This is a genomic window from Planococcus faecalis (genome assembly GCF_002009235.1).
Taxonomy (GTDB): Bacteria; Bacillota; Bacilli; order Bacillales_A; family Planococcaceae; genus Planococcus; species Planococcus kocurii.
Map to the genome: position 1 here is coordinate 868,638 of NZ_CP019401.1, position 23,699 is coordinate 892,336.

21 protein-coding genes and 1 tRNA gene are annotated in these 23,699 nt (G+C 41.5%); 11 read left to right on the forward strand and 11 right to left on the reverse strand.

Annotation, left to right across the window (positions count from 1 at the left end):
- Positions 1-115 precede the first annotated feature (115 nt).
- Positions 116-2,149, forward strand: a complete 2,034-nt coding sequence (locus AJGP001_RS04295; RefSeq protein ID WP_071153719.1) for a Na+/H+ antiporter — start codon at positions 116-118, stop codon at positions 2,147-2,149.
- 31 nt (positions 2,150-2,180) lie between these two features.
- Here AJGP001_RS04295 and AJGP001_RS04300 read toward each other — a convergent pair whose 3' ends face one another.
- From AJGP001_RS04300 to AJGP001_RS17330, 7 genes are all read right to left on the reverse strand, one after another.
- Positions 2,181-2,741, reverse strand: a complete 561-nt coding sequence (locus tag AJGP001_RS04300; protein WP_245830233.1) for a polysaccharide deacetylase family protein — start codon at positions 2,739-2,741, stop codon at positions 2,181-2,183.
- A 100-nt stretch (positions 2,742-2,841) separates the two neighbouring features.
- Complete coding sequence (gene phnC / locus AJGP001_RS04305; RefSeq protein WP_078080197.1) at positions 2,842-3,612, reverse strand: phosphonate ABC transporter ATP-binding protein; 771 nt, start codon at positions 3,610-3,612, stop codon at positions 2,842-2,844.
- A gap of 12 nt (positions 3,613-3,624) precedes the next feature.
- The gene (gene phnE / locus AJGP001_RS04310) at positions 3,625-4,380 is read right to left on the reverse strand and encodes a phosphonate ABC transporter, permease protein PhnE (protein WP_058386951.1); all 756 of its coding nucleotides are present in this window, start codon (positions 4,378-4,380) and stop codon (positions 3,625-3,627) included.
- An 11-nt stretch (positions 4,381-4,391) separates the two neighbouring features.
- A complete protein-coding gene (phnD, locus tag AJGP001_RS04315; RefSeq protein ID WP_078080198.1) occupies positions 4,392-5,288 on the reverse strand; it encodes a phosphate/phosphite/phosphonate ABC transporter substrate-binding protein in 897 nt (298 codons plus the stop codon).
- A gap of 98 nt (positions 5,289-5,386) precedes the next feature.
- Positions 5,387-6,436 (reverse strand): selenide, water dikinase SelD, encoded by a 1,050-nt coding sequence (gene selD, locus AJGP001_RS04320; RefSeq protein ID WP_078080199.1) that lies wholly within the window; start codon positions 6,434-6,436, stop codon positions 5,387-5,389.
- Positions 6,437-6,577: 141 nt separating this feature from the next.
- On the reverse strand, positions 6,578-7,573 hold the full coding sequence (locus AJGP001_RS04325; protein WP_071153716.1) for a glycosyltransferase: 996 nt from the start codon (positions 7,571-7,573) through the stop codon (positions 6,578-6,580).
- A gap of 428 nt (positions 7,574-8,001) precedes the next feature.
- A tRNA-Sec gene (locus AJGP001_RS17330) sits at positions 8,002-8,098 on the reverse strand.
- Between the two features lie 161 nt (positions 8,099-8,259).
- Between AJGP001_RS17330 and selB the strand changes: the two genes are divergently transcribed.
- Both selB and selA read left to right on the forward strand, forming a co-directional pair.
- Positions 8,260-10,164, forward strand: a complete 1,905-nt coding sequence (selB, locus tag AJGP001_RS04330; RefSeq protein ID WP_071153732.1) for a selenocysteine-specific translation elongation factor — start codon at positions 8,260-8,262, stop codon at positions 10,162-10,164.
- Complete coding sequence (gene selA / locus AJGP001_RS04335; RefSeq protein ID WP_071153715.1) at positions 10,161-11,564, forward strand: L-seryl-tRNA(Sec) selenium transferase; 1,404 nt, start codon at positions 10,161-10,163, stop codon at positions 11,562-11,564. Before selB ends, selA begins: the two co-directional genes overlap by 4 nt.
- 137 nt (positions 11,565-11,701) lie before the next feature.
- On the opposite strand, the gene AJGP001_RS04340 is transcribed toward selA, so the two are convergent.
- Positions 11,702-12,232, reverse strand: coding sequence for a hypothetical protein (locus AJGP001_RS04340; RefSeq protein WP_071153714.1), 531 nt, complete (start codon positions 12,230-12,232; stop codon positions 11,702-11,704).
- A gap of 280 nt (positions 12,233-12,512) precedes the next feature.
- On the opposite strand from AJGP001_RS04340, the gene AJGP001_RS04345 reads away from it, so the two are divergent.
- On the forward strand, positions 12,513-13,802 hold the full coding sequence (locus tag AJGP001_RS04345; RefSeq protein WP_071153713.1) for an MFS transporter: 1,290 nt from the start codon (positions 12,513-12,515) through the stop codon (positions 13,800-13,802).
- A gap of 222 nt (positions 13,803-14,024) precedes the next feature.
- Here AJGP001_RS04345 and AJGP001_RS04350 read toward each other — a convergent pair whose 3' ends face one another.
- Positions 14,025-14,741 (reverse strand): 3-ketoacyl-ACP reductase, encoded by a 717-nt coding sequence (locus AJGP001_RS04350; protein ID WP_058386099.1) that lies wholly within the window; start codon positions 14,739-14,741, stop codon positions 14,025-14,027.
- A gap of 140 nt (positions 14,742-14,881) precedes the next feature.
- Positions 14,882-15,802, reverse strand: coding sequence for a cysteine synthase A (cysK, locus tag AJGP001_RS04355; RefSeq protein ID WP_071153712.1), 921 nt, complete (start codon positions 15,800-15,802; stop codon positions 14,882-14,884).
- 164 nt (positions 15,803-15,966) lie between these two features.
- Here cysK and AJGP001_RS04360 point away from each other — a divergent pair, with 164 nt between their 5' ends.
- On the forward strand, positions 15,967-16,860 hold the full coding sequence (locus tag AJGP001_RS04360; protein WP_071153711.1) for a sulfurtransferase: 894 nt from the start codon (positions 15,967-15,969) through the stop codon (positions 16,858-16,860).
- Between the two features lie 304 nt (positions 16,861-17,164).
- Entirely contained in the window at positions 17,165-18,265 is a 1,101-nt protein-coding gene (locus AJGP001_RS04365; RefSeq protein ID WP_245830234.1) for an AbrB family transcriptional regulator, read from the forward strand.
- Between the two features lie 88 nt (positions 18,266-18,353).
- Here the strand turns inward: AJGP001_RS04365 and AJGP001_RS04370 are convergent, their stop codons facing one another.
- Positions 18,354-19,274, reverse strand: a complete 921-nt coding sequence (locus AJGP001_RS04370; protein ID WP_078080201.1) for a PhzF family phenazine biosynthesis protein — start codon at positions 19,272-19,274, stop codon at positions 18,354-18,356.
- Positions 19,275-19,410: 136 nt separating this feature from the next.
- On the opposite strand from AJGP001_RS04370, the gene AJGP001_RS04375 reads away from it, so the two are divergent.
- The 5 genes from AJGP001_RS04375 to AJGP001_RS04395 all read left to right on the forward strand — a co-directional run bounded on the left by AJGP001_RS04375 (position 19,411) and on the right by AJGP001_RS04395 (position 23,690).
- Positions 19,411-20,067: a potassium channel family protein gene (locus AJGP001_RS04375; RefSeq protein ID WP_058386095.1), complete on the forward strand. Its 657-nt coding sequence runs from the start codon at positions 19,411-19,413 to the stop codon at positions 20,065-20,067.
- Between the two features lie 133 nt (positions 20,068-20,200).
- Positions 20,201-20,878 (forward strand): reverse transcriptase-like protein, encoded by a 678-nt coding sequence (locus AJGP001_RS04380; protein WP_071153710.1) that lies wholly within the window; start codon positions 20,201-20,203, stop codon positions 20,876-20,878.
- Positions 20,879-21,171: 293 nt separating this feature from the next.
- Positions 21,172-21,969, forward strand: a complete 798-nt coding sequence (locus AJGP001_RS04385) for a DUF4397 domain-containing protein (protein WP_071153709.1) — start codon at positions 21,172-21,174, stop codon at positions 21,967-21,969.
- Positions 21,970-22,021: 52 nt separating this feature from the next.
- On the forward strand, positions 22,022-22,582 hold the full coding sequence (locus tag AJGP001_RS04390; RefSeq protein WP_245830235.1) for a class F sortase: 561 nt from the start codon (positions 22,022-22,024) through the stop codon (positions 22,580-22,582).
- 280 nt (positions 22,583-22,862) lie between these two features.
- On the forward strand, positions 22,863-23,690 hold the full coding sequence (locus tag AJGP001_RS04395) for an undecaprenyl-diphosphate phosphatase (RefSeq protein ID WP_071153708.1): 828 nt from the start codon (positions 22,863-22,865) through the stop codon (positions 23,688-23,690).
- The last annotated feature ends 9 nt before the right edge of the window (positions 23,691-23,699 follow it).

Sequence of the window (23,699 nt, forward strand, 5' to 3'; positions counted from 1 at the left end):
ACTCGCGTTAAATAATAGTAGAATTCAAAAAGACATCTTAAATAAAAAGCGTAGAGTGTAGACTGTTTTGGGTATACATAGATGACTCATACCCGGAATAGAATGGAGAAAAGCTATGGACTTGTTGCTTACTATTTTTCTTTTGTTGATTTGTCTATTGATTTCGAATGTAGTGAGCCATTACATTCCGTTTATCCCGACCGCGCTAATCCAAGTGGCTCTAGGAATTATTTTGGTGCTTGTTTACCAAGATATCTCTTTCGATATTGAAACAGAATGGTTTTTACTGTTATTTATCGCTCCCTTATTGTTTAATGACGGCAGCCACTTTCCACGTGAAGAATTATGGCGAATGAAAGGACCCATTCTAGGAAATGCAATCATTCTCGTACTATTAACAACGGTGTTAGGTGGCTATTTTATCCACTGGCTAATAGATGAGATTCCGCTGGCTGCTGCATTCGCATTAGCTGCAATCCTATCTCCGACAGATCCAGTCGCAGTTAATGGCATCGCGCAGCGTATTCGGATTCCACAAAAAGTATTGAGTCTGGTGAGAGGCGAATCATTGATAAATGACGCATCGGGTTTAGTCGCATTTAATTATGCCGTAGCGGCTGTGGTTACCGGCTATTTTTCACTATCAGAAGCAGTTTTGGATTTTTCGTATAAATTTCTGGCAGGTGGATTGTTGGGTTTGCTATTAGGGTTATCAGTTATCGGAATCCGATTAATATTGCGAAAGCAAGGCATTAACGACGTCACATTCCACACCTTATTACAAATTATGACACCGTTTTTAATATTCATCGTTACAGAAGATATTCTCCACGCATCGGGAGTTATAGCGGTTGTGGTCGCAGGAATCGTACATTCTCTCGTTAGAGAACAGACCGAAACGTTTATTGCAGAAGAACAAGTATCAACAGAAAACATTTGGAAAATCATTCTTTTTATATTAAATGGCATAGTTTTTTTACTGCTTGGGTTGAATATCCCGATTTCGATGCGCGGTGTTTTGGAAAATCCTAACGCCAGTTTGTTGCTCATATTTTCCTATGTGTTCGCAATTGGTACGATGATTCTCGGCATTCGTTTTGTCTGGGCATACCTGTTTTCCATTTATGAATATCATTTTGGCAAAATGAAAGAAGCGGCCAAGCCCAGCTTGAAGTTAACTTTGTATGTTAGTTTAACAGGAGTTCGTGGAACCGTAACTATGGTCGGAGTTCTGTCACTGCCTTTTCTGATGGAGAATGGAGAGGCTTTTCCAAACCGGTCGCTTATTCTTTTCTTAGCAGCAGGAACCATTCTTTTTACGTTGATTGTTGCAACGATTGTTTTACCGATGCTCAGTAAAGGACAATTGGCAGATGGTGAGCAATCCTTAAAGATAGATTTAGAAGAAGCACAGAGACGAATTTTACTAACTTCGATTAAAAAAATAAAATCTGAAATTACGGAAGAAAACGAAGCAGGTGCTTATGAATTGATGGAAGAATATAAATTACGTTTCCGTCAGATTCAAACGGAAGAAGATGCTGCAACGCAAGCCAATAAAAAGTACCAGCGAAAAATGCGAGAACTCCGATTAAAGGCGCTGCGACTTGAACGTAAATACATCCAATCACTTTATCGTAAAAAGGAGTTGGATTCAGAATTACATGATGCTTTTGAAAAGTCACTAGATCGTCGCGAAGAAGTCATTGCCAACAATACGCGTTCGACGATGCTCTATTTACAGGGGAAGCTGATTCGGGCATGGAGGCGTTTCAGGGGGCAAAATGCGAGAGAAGAGGAAATACGGCTGGTCGAATTTCAGGAAGGACGAGAAGTTCAACTGCAGGCTTTGCAAGCGGCTCTCTCTGGGATTGAAGCATATGCAAAAAAATACGAACCGAAAGAAATTATGGAAGCGGTCGTTTCAGATTATAGACAAATGGTCAGTAGATTAAAAAAACCTGAAGCGTTGTACGATGAAAAATATGAATTGCAAAAAGAAGAACTGCGCGTCATTGTCATGGATATGGGACGAGCGGAAATTTATAAAATGTATGCATCTGGAGATATTACAAGAGAGCAGGCAAAAGAACTAAGACGCTATATTCATTTTATCGAAAGCGTTACCTTGCACGAAACTACTGACTAAAAAAGCAGCACCGATTTTTCGGTGCTGCTTTTTAGTCGTTAGTATCTACCAAAGAAAAGCTATATCCTTGCTGTTTAATCGCATGAATTAACTGAGGTAAAATAGTGATAGTTTGCTCTAATTCATGTAACAGGATGATAGCACCATCTTCAAGATTTTCAGTGATATATCGAATAATTTGTTGGGGATCTTCTTTTAATTCCCAGTCCATCGAAGCGATTCGCCACATGACCGTCGTTAAGCCCAGTGCTTTTGCTGCTCGTAACGTATCGGCATTGTAGTTACCGTATGGAGGCCGGAAAAAAACAACGGGTGTTCCAGTTGTTTTTTCGATATGCAATATACTATTGTGGATATCTTGATACTGTTTTTCATAAGACAGTTGTATCAAGTTCCGGTGTTTCATTGAATGCGTACCAAGAACATGCCCATCGTCCAACAAGCGTTGCCATGGTCTTGCAGGATAAAGCAGATGCGATTGCCAGAAGAACATCGCTTGCACATCGTGCTGTTTTAAAATATCTAGTAGTTGTGGCAGTCGTTTGCTTGGACCGTCATCAAATGTTAAGATCACAGATTTTTTGCTTTGCAAACGAGTGCTCGTAACAATTTCGGGGTGAGTAGAGTCGTACACGACCCTGGATTGATCGACTGCTCAAGGGCTCTTAATCATCCGAATCATCTCCTTGAATTTAAATTCCTGCATCGAAAAATGCGGTTTGTGGATTAGACGTATAGGTTTCATGATATTGGGAATCCGTGAAGTCTGCCGGCAGCCCATCAAAAATAAGCTTACCATCTTTTAAAGCAAGAATGCGACTAGCGTAGCGCTTTGCCAATTCGATGTCATGAACATTGATAATCGTCAGTAAGTCTAAACGTTCATGCATTTCTGTCAGTAACGTGAAGATGTGATTAGAGGTGCCAGGATCTAGACTAGCAACAGGTTCGTCTCCAAGCAAAACTTTTGGCTGTTGGGCGAGGGCACGCGCGATACCTACCCGTTGTTTTTGACCACCGCTCAGTTGTTCAACTTTTCGATAAGTCATATCGGACAAGCCAACATCTGCAATAACTTGTTTGGCGAAAGCTAACTCATCAGCAGAAAACCAGCCAATCAGATTTTTGAAAGAAGAACGATAACCAAACATGCCGGTCAATACATTTTGAATGACACTCAGACGAGGAACGAGGCTGAAATGCTGGAAAATCATCCCCGTTTCTCGTCGTACTTTGCGCAATTTTTCTTCACTATGGATAGAGATATCTTGATCATCAAAGTAAATTTCTCCACTAGTTGGTTTTTGTAATCCATTCAGACAACGAATAAAAGTCGATTTTCCAGCACCACTTTTCCCTAGTACACAGACGAAATCGCCTTTTTTAAGAGACAAGCTGATATCAGTCAATGCTTTTGCTTTCATATCTGGATACTGTACAGATAGATTTTTCACTTGAATCATATCGCCACTCCTTTAAATTACACGATTTCGAACCGTACTGGCCAAAAAATCGATAGCGATGACCATAATCATGATAATCAATACGTCTAGTGAAACAGAAGCGTATTGAAAGGTTTTAAAATCATTGAATAACCGTTGTCCGATTCCACCACCACCGATAAAGCCCAAGATAAGCGATGTCCGTATAGCTACTTCAAAACGATAAAAAAACTGCGACAATACGTTTGGCCAAATTTGTGGCAGAATGCTGAACAGATTCGCCAGCCATCTTTTTGCACCAACCGCTCGCATGGCTTCTTGGGGACCAGGATCTGCTGCTTCAATTAATTCAGAAACCAGTTTCCCGAAAACCCCCACGTTATGGAACATGATGGCAATAACGGCTGGAAAAGGTCCGAGGCCAAGTGTTGTTAATAAGATAAGACCGAAAACAATTTCCGGAATCGATCGCACAAAACTAAGTGCCACACGTGTGATATGGAAGAGCGACTTAGAAGGCGCTGTATTGCGTGCCGCCATAAAGCTGATTGGCAAAGCAATCAATAAACCAAAAACACTGCCAAGAAAGGCCATTGCCAATGTTTCAAACGTATCTTCTACCATACCTGGAAGCTTAGAAAAGTCCATTGGCCACCATTGAGACAGAAAATCGATCATATTGCGAAAATCTTTAAACTTGGACAGATCGAATTCTGTAATGCGCATGCTGAAATAAACGAGTACGAGAACAATTATGAGTGTAATGAAATTTCTTTTTTTAAACCACAAGCTAATCAACTCTATTCTTCAATGATTCCTTGCTTTATAGCGGCTTGTTTAATGCTTTCATAATCGGCATTCGTAGCTTCTGTAAAACCGGTTGCGCCAAACGCGTCCAGGATCTCAGGATCTTCAATCGCCAAAAATGCTTTCCGTAATTTTGCGATCGTTCCATCATCTGTACTTTCAAGAACAGCCCATGGGTATTGGAACAACGGCTCAGATTCCCAAACGATTTTTAATTGGTCCGCATCGATTTTGCCCGATTCTATTAATTGATTGTAAATAGCGCTATCAATAGCACCTGCATCAACTTGTTTGTTTTGAACGGCTAAGGCAGTAGCGTCGTGTGATCCAGTAAAACGAACATTTTTAAATTGGTTTTCTTGTTCGGACTCATAGACGCCTCGATCTTGTAATTCAATAGAAGGAATTAATGACCCGGAAGTAGAATTGGGATCACCAAAAGCAAATTGAACTTCACCAGGAGTTTTTAATAGTTCATCTAGAGACGTTGCTGGATTGTCTTTATGAGTGATGACATAGGAATGATAGAAAGGTTCGCCTTCGACCAGTTGGGTAATGATGGCTTCTGCATTGCTGTTCGCTTCAGCGATTACATAAGTCAATGGTCCAAGATAAGCCATATCAATCTGGTCGTAGTTCATCGATTCTACTACGCCGTTATAATCGGGATAAACTTCAATCTCAACTTTGCGATCCAGTTCTTTACTTAGAAGGGCTTGTAATTTTTCCATCGCGACTTCCATTTCACCTTCTGTTTGAGCAGGAATGACGCCTATTGTAAAGGGTTCTTGTTCATCTGAGGAGCTGTCATTTTCAGCTGACTCATTGCTACAGGCAGACAGGAATAACACAAGAAAAAGTGCAGAAATCGTACCAATCCATTTTTTCAATAAAATCACCTCTTTTTGAATTTGGGCATTGAGTTAACAGTAAAACAAGGACTCAAGCAGAGTCCTTGTAAAAAGCTTAAATAAGTTGTGCCTGACCTTTAAATAACACGAATACGTCCAGCATGTTCACTTGTTACATGACCAATGATAGCGGATTGAACTTTATTTTTTACTAACTCATTTTGTAATGCATCCGCATCTGCTTCAGGAACTGAAATCAGCAAGCCTCCTGAAGTGACCGCGTCGCACAGAATCAATTGATCGATTTCACTAATGTTTTCAGCATAATCGATGTCATCAGCAAGCCATTTACGATTTTTACGAGTTCCGCCTGGAATGACGTCTTGTTCGGCAAGTTCTCTAGCGCGAGCCAGAACAGGAACATCTCGGTTAGTTACGGTCACGCCAACATTGCCGCCTTTAGCGATTTCCATTGTGTGACCAAGCAGGCCAAATCCAGTGACATCGGTGCAGGCATTAACGGTGAAATTTTCCATCACTTCTGCTGCAGTTTTGTTTAACGTAGCCATTACATTCATAACTTCATCCAAAGATTTTTGATCCAAAGTTCCTTGCTTGATGGCAGTAGTCAAAATACCGACGCCAATAGGTTTGGTCAAAATTAGACGATCACCCGGTTTCGCACCAGCGTTAGAGCGGATCCGATCGGGGTGGATTGTTCCTGTAACGGAAAGTCCAAATTTAGGTTCTTGATCATCAATTGAATGACCACCAACTAAAACAGCGCCAGATTCCTTCACTTTGTCAGAAGCACCAGCCAAAATATCAGCTAAAATACTTTTGTCTAAAGTATTGATTGGGAAAGCTACAATATTCATAACTGTTAAGGGTTTGCCACCCATAGCGTAAACGTCGCTTAAGGCATTAGCTGCACCAATCTGACCAAACATATAAGCGTCATCGACAATCGGAGTAAAGAAATCTAAAGTTTGAACCAATGCAGTTTCGTCATTAATTTTATAAACTCCCGCATCATCAGCTGTTTCCAAGCCGACCAGCAAGTTTGGATCGTCTACATTTTTCGGTAAGTGGCGCAGAACCTGCGCCAGGTCCTCAGGACCAATTTTGCAGCCTCAACCGCCTTTTGTAGATAAAGAAGTTAAGCGTACGTTTTCTTTTTCAACCATATTAATCTCTCCTTTTTCTCATCAGATTTATAAGTTAAATGAATCATTTTAGCCTGTGGATATTCCGCTGGGTTACTCCAACTCTCAATGACCATTGCTTCAATTCAACTTACTATTGTTTAATACTGACCAAAACCAAAATTACTTTAAGATGTTTTGATAAACTTTCAAGAACGTTTCAGCTTCGCGTTCACTTGAGTGATGTTGTTTCACATAAGCTTTAGCGGCATGGCCAATAGTTTCTCTTATTTTGTTATTATTCATGAGCTTTTCAGCATAATCAAGAAATTCGATCCGAGTTTTATATAAAAACCCTGTTTCCCCATCGGAAATGATGCTGCTGTTGCCTGGAATGTCTGAAGCGAGGACAGGTAAGGCATATCCCATGGCTTCTAAAATCGTAGCAGGCTGTCCTTCTGATAAAGAAGTATTTAAGACAACATCGGCCTGTTGGTAAATAGAACCCATGTCTTCGTGTGGTACTTGCCCGAGATAGCGAATCCAGTCTTCGTGCTGCTTGACGAGAGCCATCACGCGTTCGCTTTCCATTTCTTCAAGAACGGGGCCAATGAGCCACAATCGAAGTTGCGGGTTTCGCAGATATAAATCATGGAGCATCAGAATTGCTTCAGGAATATTTTTGACTTTCCGAATACCGGCAGGCAAAAAAAACAAAAAGCTACCTGGCTCTTTTGTAAAAGAAGATGTACCTGCAAAAGAAGGCTGATTGCCTTGTGGCATAATAAAAATTTTATCAGTCAACCAAGGAACTTCCTTTATGAGCAAGTCCTCTGCTTTTTTATCGAACACATGAATTGCGTCTGATTCATGCAAACAGGTTAAGACGTCCGTTCGTCTATCTGGATTAAACAAATCTTGATTCAAATCAGTACCAGTCATGGTCACAATGTAATGCGCAGGTTTTGTGTCTAGTTGTTGCAAGAACTGATAAAAATTATAAGCATGGAAACCGTGAACGATATCGGCAGGTGGAAAACAGCGAATGACGTCTTCGTCTGTCGTTGAAATGATTTCTGTGTCGATTCCTAATTTTGTTAGATTGTCTGAGATGCGTTGGACCGTTATGGTATTTCCGCGAAGTTGCGGATAGTTTGGTGAAGCTAAAACAATTTTCATTTTTATCCTCCTTTACTCCACAAATTGAAGGTTTGTTCACTTCTATTAAATTGAATTATCCTAAAGCCTAGTAAGTTTGTCACCTAACTTACCTTTCTGTTTGTAAAAAAAAGATTGCCTATAAGGCAATCTTTTTGGTGAATAGCAGTAGATACTAGGTCTAGGGCGCTGTCGCTTTTCTATGTCTAGCTCAAGCGCCTAGCTCCTCGGGTCTTAAGCCAACCCGACTGTGTGGCAAAGAGCGCCACTTCGTCGGTCTGTCTTAAGCCTGTCGGAGCTACATAGGCGCTGTCGCTTTTCTATGTCTAGCTCAAGCGCCTAGATTCTAGGGTCGTAAGTCACCCCAGCTGCGTGGCAAAGAGCGCCACACTGCTGTGCTGCCTTACGCCCGTCGAATCTACATAGGCGCTGTCGCTTTTCTATGTATTTGGCGGGATTGTATGGGAATCGAACCCACCGAGCCTGACACGCAGGCCCCTCAGGGTTTTGAAGACCCAGGAGGACACCAGTCACCCATCCAACCCCAAAGTTCGTAATGGTGAACCTGTACAAGTTTATACCGAAAAAAAGATCTTCGCAAGAAAGGCGCTTAGTGAGAATCGGTGAAAGCGGTGCTCAGGCTTGAAACAGCCCTTCTTGAAGACTAAAGTAAAGAGAACAGCGATAAGAGAAGGCGTGTGAAAAAAATGGAAGAACGTTATTATACAATCGGCATGGCAGGACATATTGATCACGGCAAAACCACTTTGACAAAAGCATTGACTAACGTAGAAACAGATCGATTAAAAGAAGAAAAAGAACGTGGGATCTCTATCGAACTGGGCTACGCACCTTTAAATTTAGAAATGGGTGTTGCTATTTCGATTGTCGATGTACCAGGACATGAACGGTTTGTTCGGCAGATGATTGCCGGGGTTGCGGGAATTGATTTAGTTGTTTTGGTTGTAGCGGCAGATGAGGGCATCATGCCGCAAACCGAAGAGCATTTGGAAATTCTGCAGTTTTTAGGCGTGGAACATTGCATCGTGGCGATTTCGAAAATCGATCGTGTCGATGAAATTATGCTCGAATTGGTCATGGATGATGTTAAAGAACGGCTGTCAGAAACCATTTTTCGTGACGCACCGTATGTTGCGCTCGATAGTTTATCGGGAACCGGAATAGACGAATTAAAGCAAACGATTTTAACGAAACTAAAAGCAATCGATTTTCGTGACGCTTATGGTTCATTCCGTTTACCAATTGATCAAGTGTTTTCAGTCCAAGGTCAAGGCACTGTTGTTAGAGGAACCGTATACGAGGGGGTTGTCCAGAAATCCTCGCAGCTTCGTCTTTTACCAGAAGGGATTTCTGTGAAAGCGAGACAAATTCAAGTGCATCACGAAGAACGTCAGCAGGCGCGTGCAGGGCAGCGAACGGCTATTAATTTAGGCGGCATGGATCAGACAGCTGTAAAACGTGGAGATGTACTTGTCGATTCAGAACATTTTCTTGTAACAGATACGATCGATATTGCATTGCAAGTGATTGGTCGAAAGTTCGCACCACTTAAACAGCGGACGGCTGTCAGGCTTCACGTCGGAACCTCTGAAGTGATGGGCAAAATCGTCTTTTTTGACCGTAACGAACTGACGCAAACACCAAACGAAGTATTATGCCAAATTCGGTTAGAAGAAAAAATAGTCGTGCGTCGAGGAGATCGTTTTGTATTGCGGCGCCCGAGTCCCGTTGAGACCATTGGTGGCGGCTGGGTCATACAACCAAATGGTGGGAAATACCGCTTTGGTGAGGAGACAATCGAGATGCTTCGTCACCACCAGCAAGGAACACCGAAAGATTTAGTCGTAGATGCCTTAAGTAAATACTTATTGCTCGACGAGAAAAGCCTCATGCAACACACTTCATTAAACGAAAACACATTGGCGGAAATCTTAGAACAAGGAGTAGAATCTGATAGTTGGTTAGAAATTCCTCGCCAAGGCTATAGTTTGACCAAAACGTTTATCAAGATAAAAGATGAATTGTTCGACAGGTTGCAGCAGTATCACGAAGATTTTTCAATGCGTATGGGTATGAGCAAGGCCGAACTACTTCAGTCAGTGAGCATAAGCTATCCTAAACCATTACTGGAATTTAGTTTAAATTTATTGGTTGAACAAAATGAACTAAAGCGATTCGAACAGTTTGTAGCTCTACCTCTTTTTAACCCACATCTGCCACAAAAATGGCGCGTCCGAATGGAGCAGGTTATTAGTTCGCTAGAGCAAGACGCTTTTCAAGCGAAGAAATGGCAAGACTATTTTTTAGGTACACCCTTACCGAAGATGGAAATTGCTGAACTCACTGCCCATTTGATTGGAAGTAATCAAGTTTATCGTTTGAGAGAAGATACGTTGATTCACCATACTGCTTTCGATGACGCATTAAATCAACTGCGGCATCAAACAGATACTTGTTTTGATTTAAAGCAGGCCAAAGAAGTGCTAGATTTATCGAGAAAGTACATGATCCCGTTTCTCGAATTACTTGATGAACTTCATTATACGAAACGATCAGAAGATCAGCGTTATTGGACGGAGGATAAACGATGAAACAGTATTTGCGACTACTTCCAGCGGTTCATGAATTACAGAAAGATCCACGATTTGAAACGCTAAAAAAGAAATTTGATCTCCACGAAACGCAGTTGACTGAATTTCTACAACAAGAAGTGGGCAGTTTGCGAAAAAGCTTATTAGCAGAAGAGACTCTAATCGAAAAAGCAACTCCAGATTTCACTGGACAGATTTTCAAGTCTGCGGAACTTCACATACAAATATGGCAAGAAGACCGATTAGAAAGAGTAATTAACGGAACCGGGACCGTGCTGCATACGAATTTAGGACGGTCACGACTGAGCGATGCGGCCATTGCTCACGTAGTAAGAACAGCAGAGAATTACTCGAATTTGGAATATCAATTAGTAGCAGGAAAGCGAGGATCGCGCCATCAGATTATCGAAGATTTGGTAGTCCAAGCTACAGGCGCGGAAGCTGCGATGGTGGTGAACAATAATGCTGCAGCGGTATTTCTCATTTTAAGTGCGCTAGCAAAAAAACAGGAAGTGATTGTTTCCCGGGGACAATTGGTCGAGATCGGAGGTTCGTTCCGTGTGTCTTCCATTATGGAAGAAAGCGGGGCTCGACTAGTTGAAGTGGGAACTACCAATAAAACCCATTTAGTTGATTATGAACAGGCCATAACAGAAGAAACCGCTATGATGATGAAAGTCCACACGAGTAATTTCAAAATGATTGGATTTACAGAAACAGTAGAGACTGCTAAGCTCGTTGAACTTACTGGCAAACATCAACATGTTATCTTTTATGAAGATTTGGGGAGCGGTGCGCTTTATGATTTTAAACAACATGGTATTGGAGATGAACCGCTTGTTCGGGAAGTAATTGAAAGTGGCGTAGATCTTGTGTCTTTTAGTGGCGATAAATTATTAGGTGGACCACAAGCAGGATTGATTGCCGGTAAAAAAGAGTTGGTCGAGCGATTGAAAAAGCACCAATTGGCGCGTGTCTTAAGAGTCGATAAAATGACTCTTGCCGCAATGGAAGAAACCTTAAAAAGCTATTTAGCGAGGTCAGAGAAAATTGCTGAACTTCCCACCATCCGTGATATCATTCGCCCAGCAGAAGACATTAAAGTTCAAGCGCAATTATTTATCCGTAATTTACAGTCAAAGTCTAGTAACTATCACAGTGAACTTCAAGAAAGTACATCTCAAATAGGCGGAGGCACTATGCCAGGAGTAGAAATTCCGACGTATATTGCGGCTATAACACATAAACGGTTAAGTGCAGCGCAATTGTCGCTTTGTCTGAGAAAAGTAAAACCAGCCATCGTGTCGCGAATTCAAGAAGACCGGGTATGTATTGATTTCCGGACTATCAACTTTTCTGAGCTAGACGATTTATTGGCAGGATTTATCGCTTGCCAATAAATACAGTGAACAGACTCGTGACACTAGAAATCGTTGCTAAGCTTAGCGTACATCAATCGAAAAAGCACCTTTACTAATGTAAAGATGAACAAAAGGAGTCGGCGACTAGCTGACTCCTTTCATCTATCGGCAATCATCTATTCAAGTAGGAGTCGTTCCTCATAATCGATAACAAGATCAGGAAGAATAGAAGGTGTGACGTTGTCCCAAATCAGTTGTTCACGTGTTTTTTTATCTAGTCGGAAAGACAAGACACTTTGATAATCTACCTCGTTTTGTTCGTTTACAATAGGATACAACCATGAAAAGGACATATCTTCGAGTTGGTCGATTTCGGGTAGAGAGTCAAGTATCGCGATGGTTTGTGTTAACATTTTCTGTTTGGTTGAAATGACGGTAAGTTCTTTATCAGCATTTATGGAAATCTCGACATTCCAGCCTGTTGAACTGTGGGAAACTGATAGATTAGAAATGCGTTTCTTATTCATATTACTAGTTGCTCCCGTTTGGTCAATACTGATTTCCTGCAATGCGTTTTTTACGTTTGTTGCGTCTTGAGAGTCCGCTTTTAGTAGCCATCCACCGGTAGCGAGGAGAGCAGCTATTGTTAATAACAGCCAAGGTAAAGCAGCAAATCGCCAAAACTTTTGTTTATGTATTTTAGTCATTGTCTTGGCCCCCTTAGGTCAGTCATGCTTTTAGTATAAAGGAAAACTAGTTTTTTTAGAAAAAACTACGTGTAGATTTATAGCCAAAAGTCCCCTAATTTAAAGGACTTTGAAAATAACAGGAACATTAAATTGCGGAAAAGCTCTTTATTTCAAAAGACCATGGCTGGTAGATAAAAAAGCGTTATACTGAAAAAAGATTCGAATTATTTCTTGCGTGCAGTTCTATCATTCTTTAAAAAGTCAAAAGAATATACTTGTTTTGAAACGAGGGAATAGTATGAAGCAATACGAAAATCACCAGGCAATGCTTCAAGACTATATCAATTCACCAGAAAAGGTTAGAGGGTTGTATCGACGAACACTGTGGGTTGTTGTAATGGCGCAGGTTTTTGGAGGAGCTGGACTAGCGGCTGGTGTGACAGTTGGTGCGCTTCTAGCACAGGACATGCTCGGTACAGACCGATTTGCAGGTCTTCCAGTAGCCCTGTTTACACTGGGGTCAGCGGCAGCAGCTCTTATTATTGGAAGGCTTTCGCAGCGTTTTAGTCGACGGACCGGTTTGGCAACAGGCTTCCTTGCGGGTGCAATCGGTGCAATTGGTGTTGTTATGGCTGCTTTATCGGATAATGTCTTTCTGCTGTTTGCGTCGTTGTTAATTTATGGAGCAGGAACGGCTACAAATTTGCAATCACGTTATGCAGGCACAGATTTGGCAACTGTGAAGCAACGAGGAACTGCAATTAGTATTGCTTTGGTTTCAACGACTTTCGGTGCATTTGCCGGGCCCAATCTAATTGGTGTAATGGGCAGATTTGCTGAATCCATTAACGTTCCAGCTTTAGCAGGTCCTTTTATTTTAGCTGCTGTGGCATTTAGTTTAGCTGGTATCGTATTAGTCATTTTCTTAAGACCGGATCCTTTGCTAGTATCAAAAGCGATAACGGAGCACCAGCTAAATTTTAAAGCGAGTATAGTAGACACGGAGTCGGTAGGTTCTGCCATTAATAAAAAAGGAGTCGTACTAGGAGCGACTGTCATGGTGCTGACACAGTTGATTATGTTTGCAATCATGACAATGACGCCCATTCATATGGGTCATTATGGACATAATCTTGGAGACATCGGGTTAGTCATTAGCATTCATATAGCTGCCATGTATTTGCCATCGCTTGTCACCGGTGTCCTTGTCGATAAATTGGGTCGAATTATCATGACAGTAGCTTCAGGAGTGACGTTCATGGCTGCGGGAATCGTTGCGGCCTTAGCGCCAAGTGATTCTTTATGGGTGCTGATTGTCGCACTGGCTTTGCTGGGTCTCGGCTGGAACTTTGGGTTGATCAGTGGCACTACACTCATTGTTGACTCAACCCATCCATCGACACGCGCAAAAACACAAGGTACTGTAGATGTATTAGTTGCGCTAGCAGGAGCAACAGGCGGCGGGCTTTCGGGACTGGTCATGGCGCAGTCAAGTTATGCCGTCATGTCTTTAGGAGGAGGATTTCTTGCACTGGCAATGATTCCAGTTGTTTTTTGGTCGATGAAGACAGTAAAAGTGGATAATTGAACAGCTCTGAGAAAGGTTGTTTTTCAGTGCTCATGTAAAATAGCAGGAGGTTATTTTCTTTTTGGCTTCGCTAAGTTACGTAGTCAAAAGGCTCTGTTGATCAATCCGCATGAACGGTATACTATTTTCACACTTAACGTTAGTAAAGGGATAATTTTAGCTGTCATTTAAAAGAGCTCCGTTCACAATTTTGTGAACGGAGCTCTTTATACTAGGTTGAGTTTAAGGATTAGTCGACCAAAGTCCAGCCGATTTTAATAATACGCGTGGGTGTAGTTTTAACTGAGCAACCATCATTTCAGCCAAATCTTCTGGCTGCATCACTTTATCAGGATTGCCATCGGTTAAGTTTTCACCAATCGCTAGGTCAGTTGCAACTGTACTCGGTGTTAGTGCACTGACACGGATATTGTGTTTTCTTACTTCGAGCATTAACGATTCTGTTAATCCCATGACACCAAACTTCGACGCGCTGTAAGCACTTGTTACCGGAGCACCTTTTTGTCCAGCTGTTGATGAAATATTAATAATGTCACCTGATTGACGCTCGATCATTTGCGGCAAGACAGCACGTGTTACATAATACACACCCATCAAGTTGGTGTCGATAATGGCTTTAAATTCTTCAGGTGATAGATCAAGGAAGTTACCGAATTTCCCAATACCTGCATTATTGATCAAAATATCAATCGAGCCAAGTTCAGCCAAAACGTGTTCAACTGCTGCATTGACCGAATCTTGATCGGCAACATCAGCTACTGCAAAAACAGTTTTCACACCGTATTGCTCGAGTTCCGCAACAACTTTCTCCAAGTTTTCAGCAGTGCGACCTACAAGTCCAACGTTTATACCTTCTGCTGCAAAAGCAATAGCTGTAGAACGGCCGATCCCTCGTCCTGCTCCTGTAATTAACGCATTTTTTCCTGTTAAGTTTTGCATATGGATAGCTCCTCTTTATATAAAATTAATTTCCTATACTAGTGTAGCAAAGTCTAGTTGGAAATCCTAAATAGAGAACTCAGGAATAAAATAGAAACAAAAAACCAGCAGGCGACAAGCCTGCTGGTAGTGATTATCTTTTATTCATCAAATAAATTCATACTTAAGTAACGTTCACCGGTATCGGGTGCGATGCATAATACTTTGTTGCCGCTACCGAGGCGCTTCGCAAGTTCAATCGCTGCATAAATTGTCGCGCCTGCAGAGGGTCCGACAAAAATACCTTCTTCACGAGCAACTCGTTTAAAGATATCAATCGCATCCTCATCTTGGATTGCCATGATTTCATCGTAGATTTTAGTATTTAAGATGCTCGGAATAAATCCAGGGCTCGTGCCTACTAATTTATGCTTGCCAGGTTTTCCACCAGACAAAACTGGAGATCCTTTCGGTTCCACGACTGCGATGTACAGCTCTGGCAGATGCTCTTTTAATGTTTCACCAGTCCCTGTAATAGTACCGCCAGTGCCAGCAGATGCTACAAAGGCATCCAGTTTCCCGTCCATTTGTTCCAAGATTTCTAGCGCTGTCGTTGTCCGGTGGATATCGGGATTTGCTTTGTTTTCGAATTGTTGCGGGATAAAACTATTTGGAATCTCCTTTTGCAGCTCAAGTGCTTTGCCAATAGCGCCAGGCATCTTTTCGTCACTTGGTGTGAGGACAACTTCAGAGCCGTATGCTTTCAATAAATTGATTCGCTCTTTTGTTGCGTTGTCCGGCAGTACCAAGATAGAGCGATAGCCTCGTGCAGCAGCAACCATGGCTAAGCCAATACCGGTATTGCCACTTGTTGGTTCGATAATGGTTGCGCCTTCTGTTAATAACCCATCTTCCTCGGCCATTTTGATCATATTATAGGCAGCACGGTCTTTGACACTTTTCGATGGATTAAACATTTCCAATTTAACGTAGACGTCCGCTGCACCTTCTGGCACTATACGATTTAGTTTTACGACAGGCGTATCGCCAATCAATTCGGTAATATTATTATAGGGTTTCACGTAGATAACAACCTTTCTTAGTTTAAAAAATCAACACGCGAATTTTGTAGAAATAAACGGCGTCTTTCAATTGACGGCGTGCAACCTAGCTATTATTGTACTAGTATAACGCACATTTGTTAATCATATTGGATTTGTCGGCTTAAGAAAGGGATGTTAAAGAAATGGAAAAAATACCTTTAGTAGTTAGTACAGAATGGCTAGAACAGCGATTAGATGATCCGAAGTTACGAATTATAGATGCGACGGCCTTTATGGATATTCCAAGAGATGGAGGCCCACCTTCGATTTTGTCAGGCAAACCTTCCTATGAACAAGGGCATATTAGTGGAGCAGTTCATATTGATTTATTAAACGAATTGTCAGATCCTGAATCGTCGTTACCGTTTACAGTGCCTCCGCGCGATTATTTTTGCAGAAAGATGACTGAACTGGGCATAGGTGACGGCACTTATACCGTTATCTACGATCAAGGGGCATTGGTGGAAAATCCAGTTATCGCTGCTTATTGGGCTTCACGGCTAGCGTGGCAAATGCACTATGAAGGCTACGAAAATATCGCGATTTTAGATGGAGGACTGCCTAAATGGAAACAAGAAGGGCGTCCATTAACGACAGTTCCCGGGAATTACCCATCGACAGTTTGTACTGGACAGCGTCGTACCGAGCTGCTTGCGAGCAAAGAAGATGTTAAACGTGCGATGAACGATGACAATGTCATTCTCATCAACAGCTTGTCACCTGAAGATTTTAAAGGAACAACAGATGCCTATCCCAGAAAAGGGCATATTCCGAGCAGCGTCAATGTTTTTTTTGGTGATCATGCCGATCAACAGACACAAAAAATGCATGCCGATGCCGCACTGCGTCAACCATTTGAAAAAATAGGAGCGTTAGATCTAGATAAAAAAGTCATCACCTACTGCGGTGGTGGACTTGCGTCAACGTGGACCGCTTTGATACTTAATACACTCGGTCAAACAAACGTCGCTGTTTACGACGGGTCGTTAAATGAATGGATAAGTGATCCAACGTGTCCTTTAGTGATGGGAAATTGAAAGACCGAGCTGATGTCCATTGCGACAGCCGCTTTCCGCGAGTAGAGCCTCAGCCGGTTGCACTACTGTAATCTCGAAAAACACACATCGAGTTCGAGATTGTGGGCCGAGATTCAGAAAAACAGACGGAGAAAAAGAGCTCTTTTTCTCCGTCTGTTTTATTTTAGAGGGTTATGGGACAGCCTCATCTATTCGACTTTCAAGGACGTTTAAGGTTTTATGTAGCGTAACGACAAAGTAAATCACTCAGTAATGCTATCTAACAGATATGTGATGATTTTATATTAAGACCTGAAAAGCTATAATGAATACATCAGCTGTGAATGTTAAGAAAGAAGATGATCAAATGGTGATTTATCCAATGATGAAAACATTTCTAATTGGCTTAGCCGGTGCTGGGATTTTTATAATGGTTGGAGCACCCATGCCTTGGTTGCTAGGTCCGTTGTTCGCTGTCTTATTCATGCAATTGTTTACACCACTGCAGCTGAAATGGCATCCTCGCTTTCGCAATAGTGGATTGGTAATTGCAGGATACGTCATCGGCTTTGCTTTTACTGTGGAAGCATTGCAAGGAATGAAAGAATATTTTCTAGCGATGGTCGTAATCAATTTAGCGTTTTTTGTTCTTTTTTTATTTATCAGTTCATTAATGGCTTCTCAGACGAAAGTTGATCGGGCAACGGCGATGACGTGTTGTGTGCCGGGTGGATTGTCACAAATTGTCACTTTTACAGAAGAACAGAAAACAATTGATTTGACAGCCGTAACGTTTTATCATGTCCTACGCGTGTTGCTCATTGTCGCCATTGTGCCATTTATTGTTGCTGACGGTGGATCTTCACATGTTGAAAAATTAGGGCAGGGAAACTATTCGCTGTCATTGCTGATGTTACTAGCGCTTTGTTATGGCGCTGGAATGATCGCACAAAAAATAAACGTACCGACAGCTTTTTTGTTGGGACCTGTTTTTTTTATTATGTTGCTTAACTTGACTGGTGTGGTAGTTCCGGTCATGCCAAGTTCTTTTTTGCATATCGCGCAATTGTTTATTGGCATCTATATCGGCTTATTATTGCAAAAGAAAGATTTGAAATTAACTAAGCGCATGGTCTTCTACTCTTTTTTTTCAAGCAGTGTACTGATTGCTTTTGCTTTTATCGTGAGCCTAGTGTTGCAGAAGTTATACGGGTTAAGCTTTTCGACTAGTTTTTTAAGTGTAGTGCCGGGTGGCCTTGACCAGATGGGGATTATTGCCGCATCCGTGGATGCAGACGTCACAGTAGTGACAGCTTTTCAGCTATTCCGGATTTTGGTTGTCTCAACATTGATTGTGCCGTTTGTAAAAATTATTGCTAAACGCGGTGAACAACAGGAAAACTTGTATGCAAAAAATACAAAATAAACAACAACTATAAGTTAAAGCTAGTTGTTGTTTATTTCGCAGCTAGATTCTCTTTCATGATTCAGAAGTCGACAGCTCTTTTTGAAAATTAGGGAATGTAAAGTTCACCTCGTCCGACGACGACAGCAGTACCACCAATTTTAACTTCCTGATATGTTTCGCTGTTCTTAGTGATAGTGATATCGATAAAACTAGGTCTTCCCATTTCTATTCCTTGTTCACTGCGTATAAAAAAATGGCCTTCATCACCATTGTCAATAACACCGTGTTCAACTAAAAATGCACCCAGTGGACCACAAGCAGCACCAGTTGCTGGATCTTCTGAAATGCCCATAGCAGGGGCGAACATTCGACAGTGGACTGTTGAGTCATCGTGTTCGGTTTCTGTTGTGAAGGTGAAGATGTGTTGGCGATTGGAATCCCCACTAAAGTGGCGTTCCCAAACATCGGTTCGGAAATTTATTTCTCTCATGGCGGCGAGGGAACGAAGGGGTACGAACAGGAAGGGAATACCGGACGAAACGGTCTGGATAGGAAAGCGTGTATCTAATTCTCCTTTTGGCAATGACAGCAAGTCTGCAACCAAAGCTTGTCTTTCAAATACTTCTCCGAAAACTGGGAGAGGTTGAATCATTTCTACTGTTGTTATTTTCTCTCCTTCTTTGCGGACGGTCACCGCGATGTCGGTAAGTTCTTCTTCGATAATCCATTCATTCATTCCGTCGTATAAAGGTAACATGTTTAGGTAGGCCATAACAAAAGCTGTTCCAATCGTAGGATGACCCGCTATCGGTAATTCTACTTGGGGCGTGAAAATCCGTAAACTTAGCTGGTGTTGTGGTTTGCGGGGAGGACAGATAAAAGCAGTTTCCGATAAATTCAGTTCGTTAGCAATCCGCTGCATGATTTTCGTGTCTAAGCCGGAACCATCATGAAAAACGGCTAATTGATTGCCACCAAAAAATTGTGCAGTAAACACGTCGACTAATGTATAGGTTAACGTTTGCATAGTAATCCTCCTTTTCTGAATAATTCTACTTATTAGTTTATTTTTATCAGTTATCCATCAAAAAGTCCAATGTCTTCGATTGCAAACAATTCGTTTTGGGAATAAAGTAGCTATATGAGAGAAAAGAGGGAAGCCTGTGAAAAAACAGATTGTGGTCGTCGGATTAGGTCGCTTTGGAAGCAGTGTCTGTAAAGAGCTACATAGCATGGGACATGAAATCATGGCGATAGATACAGACCCAGAAAAAGTGAATGCCTTAAGAGAGTATGCAGCTTTTACCGTGATTGCAGATGCTACTGATGAAAATCAACTGAAATCATTAGGCGTACGGAATTTTGAACATGCCATCGTAGCTATCGGAGATAATCTTCAAGCAAGTGTGCTATGCACTTTGATGTTAAAAGAACTTGGCTTGCCGAAAGTGTGGGTAAAAGCACGTGACCTCCAGCATGAGAAAATTCTTCACAAAGTCGGAGCAGATCGTGTCATTCAGCCGGAAAAAGAAATGGGAATCCGGGTGGCGCATCACGTCGATTCGGATAAAATTATCGACTACATCGATTTGTCCCACGATTACAGCATCATCGAGCTAGTAGCTTCTGGTAAGATGGCCAATAAAACATTGATTGACTTAAACATTCGCAAAGAATTCAATTGTATTGTATTGGCGATAAAAAAAGAGGAAGATGTTAATATCGCACCAGCAATTGACGATATGGTGGAACAAGACGATGTATTAATTGTTATGGGACATAAAAATGATTTAAAGCGTTTAGAAGAGAAAGCATTATAAAGACAGCCGGCTCCGCAATGGAGGCGGCTTTTTTGCTGCTTAAGTAGTCGTTTAGTGAGCTTACTGAATGGGAATCGTGCGTACAAGAGAAGTTGAGCAAGTAGACTAGTTTACAGAGAATGGAGGACGACGGATGGAGCTGCGGATAGAGTGGACGCATAAAACGCCTAAAGGCCCAGAAGTGAATTTCTTTTCAGAAGAACTACCAGCAGCTGCCGCGATTTTAGTAGCCAAAGATCTGGAGCAAACAGGTCGAGCTAAAAATCTTCGTTTTGTAGATCGTTTTGATAGTAGCTGGACGTTAAAAGAAGTGAACGCATACTTAAAAGAAATAGAAATAGAAATAGAAATAGAAACAGAACCGCATCATGTCATTGTTTATTTTGATGGAGGTTATGAACGTATTTCAAGAAGTGCCGGTCTTGGTTGTGTGATTTACTATGAGCAACATGGCAAATCGTATCGCCTTCGGACAAATACCAAATTGGATCAGCTGACTTCGAATAACGAAGCGGAATATGCAGCGTTGTATTTTTGTCTGCAGCAACTGGAACAGCTAGAAGTCCACCATCAACTCGTTCGCTTTGTCGGCGATTCTCGCATTGTCATAAACGGCATGACCAATGAATGGCTCGTAACAGAAAAACAATTAAAGCTTTGGATAGAACGAAATAGAATAAAAATAAACGAGCTGGGCATTCAAACTGATTACCAATTAATACCGCGCAAAGAGAATTCAGAAGCAGATAAACTAGCTACGCAAGCGTTGAACGGTATAGCTATTGCAGCTTTAATTGAAATTACAAGTTAAGTTCGCTATGTGTAAGCGAAAAGAAATGGACAGGGTCATGCAACTCTGTCCATTTTTTTATAGGGAAAATGTTATTGTGTGTAAGCTAGTCATGCAGGAAGGTTGTACAGAGAGGAAATGCGAAAATATGGAATATTTTTAGGGTAAGCTACTAGTTATGTAGATGATGGATAGTACTATTAGTTTAAAAAACAGAATAGTCTGATTTTAGTGTTGTAAAAACAACGGAAATAGGTTATAAATAAGTTGTACAATAATTGTGCAAAAACTACACACGTGAAGGAGGGGAAAAAATGAAGAAAATTTTAGTTTCATTCTCAGTTGCTATGGCACTTGTATTCTCACTGCTCGCTGCTGGTGTGTTAGCAGATAGTCATACTGCTAAAGTCAGAGTGGTTCACGCTTCACCAGATGCACCTGCTGTCGATGTGTATGTTAATGGTGATTTAACGCTCGAAAATGTACCATTTAAGGCAGATTCAGGCTACCTAGAAGTGCCAGCCGGAACACATGATGTAGAAGTTTTTGCAAACGGAACGGAATATGCAGCGGGTGAAGGCGTATTGCAGGCAGACCTTACTGTTGAAGCAGGCAAAGCTTATACGGTTGCTGCAGCAAACTTGCTGGAATCTATTGAATTTGTAGTTGCTGAAGATTCAATGGAAGTAACAGAAGGGAAAACAAAAGTACGCGTTGGACACTTGTCTCCAGACGCTCCAGCAGTTGATGTTGGTGTAATTGGTGGAGATGCTTTGTTCAGTGGAGCAGAATTCCCTGGAATTACAGATTATGCAGAATTAGATGCCGGTACTTATGACTTGGAAATCCGTTTACCAGATGGCACACAAGTGTTGCCACTCGAAGGCACGGAGTTAGCTGCAAACACTGTTTATAGCGTCTTTGCAGTAAACACGGTTGATTCATTGGAAGTAATTGCGCTTGTTGATTATGAAGCAGCTGGATCACCGGACGGCATGCCAACTACAGGTCTTGGTACGCCTGATCAATCTCAGGCTACTTGGTTGTTGTTAGGTGGAGCGCTTGTTCTTATCGGAGCTAGTACGCTTATATGGAAAAAACGGTTTCAATAAAGAGCTCCTGGTAGTTCCAACTCTTTTGTTGTTAGCGGGTTGTCAGCAACCTGTGGATGAAGTAAGTGTCCGTTCAGAAAGCGTAGGGTTTACGCTCGATGAACCGGCTACAGTCGATGTCCAGCAGGCGGCTCCAGCCCAAAACCCGATTAATGGGTTAAAGCGAACAGGTATTGAGCCCAGTTCATTAAAAATTCCTTCTATTAATGTGCAAGCGGAAGTCCAACATCTGGGGGTAACAGAGAATGGTGATATGGCAGTGCCGGATAATATCGAAGACGTTAGTTGGTTTTCTCCAGGATACCAACCTGGTCAAAATGGTCGCGCTGTAATTGCCGGTCATGTCGATGGTATTGACGGTCCTGCAATTTTCTGGGATCTTTCTAAACTCCAGTTAGGGGACAAAGTGGTAGTTGAAGGGAAAGACAGAACGTTGATATTCAAAATTCATACGATGGAGTCTGTCGCGCTTGATTTGGCGGATGTCTCGAATGTTTTTGGCTATACTTCTTCTCCTGAATTGGTACTGATTACTTGTTCAGGAACTTACGATTTTGATCGAGGAACACGAGAAGAACGTTTGATTGTCTACGCAAGTCTTGTAGAAGAATAACTGGAAAGACGTTGTAATGTGCTAATAAGAGCATATCGCAACGTCTTTTTAGTTTGAACTACGTGTGCATCTCGTTTTTTATTGGGATAGATGCAACCTTTTTCTGAATACAGCGTTCTATAGTAATTGAACAAAAGTCTATACGTTCTTTCTTAATCGTTGCAGTACAAATGCTTTAAAAAGAAAATCAAAATGACAAAAATTCAGCAACTCATACGCCTTTATTGACCGTATAATAGATACAGCATTTATTTTATTACAGAAAGCAGGATTCGTTTACATGGAATGGTTTGACTTGTTAAAAGCATTAATATTAGGGTTTGTTGAAGGGATGACAGAATTTGCTCCTGTTTCTTCTACAGGTCATTTAATCATCGTTGATGACATGTGGTTAAAATCACAGGAGTTTTTAGGGAAATACCCAGCGAATACATTTAAAATTGTTATTCAGCTAGGATCAATACTGGCAGTTGTTGTGGTCTTTTGGAAACGTCTATTCAGTTTAGTAGGCCTTTATAAAATAGAGGGTCAACAAGCAAGCTCGAGCTTCAATTTACTACACGTTATTATTGGCATGCTGCCAGCAGTGATTTTCGGATTTGCTTTTAAGGATTTAATCGATGATCACTTGTTTGGTGTTGAGACCGTCATCTATGCACTAGTTGCCGGAGCCATCTTGATGATTGTTGCAGACAAGTTCGGACCTAAAAAGCCAACAGTCAATTCTTTAGATGAAATTACCTATTTTCAAGCATTGAAAATAGGCCTCGTGCAATGCTTATCGCTGTGGCCGGGATTCTCTCGCTCTGGTGCCACAATTTCAGGTGGTGTGTTGTTTGGGTTAAATCACCGAGTTGCGGCGGACTTCACGTTCATCATGGCTGTTCCGATTATGTTTGGGGCGAGCCTTGTATCGGTAATGAAAAACTGGGATACGTTATCGATGGATTATTTATCCTTTTACGTCGTCGGCTTCGTATCTGCTTTCGTCTTTGCGTTAATTTCCATTCGTTTCTTCTTAAAACTGATTTCTCGCATAAAGCTTATGCCGTTTGCTATTTACCGATTGGTCTTGGCTGCAGTGTTGGCGATTATTGTTTTCTTATAATAAGCAAAA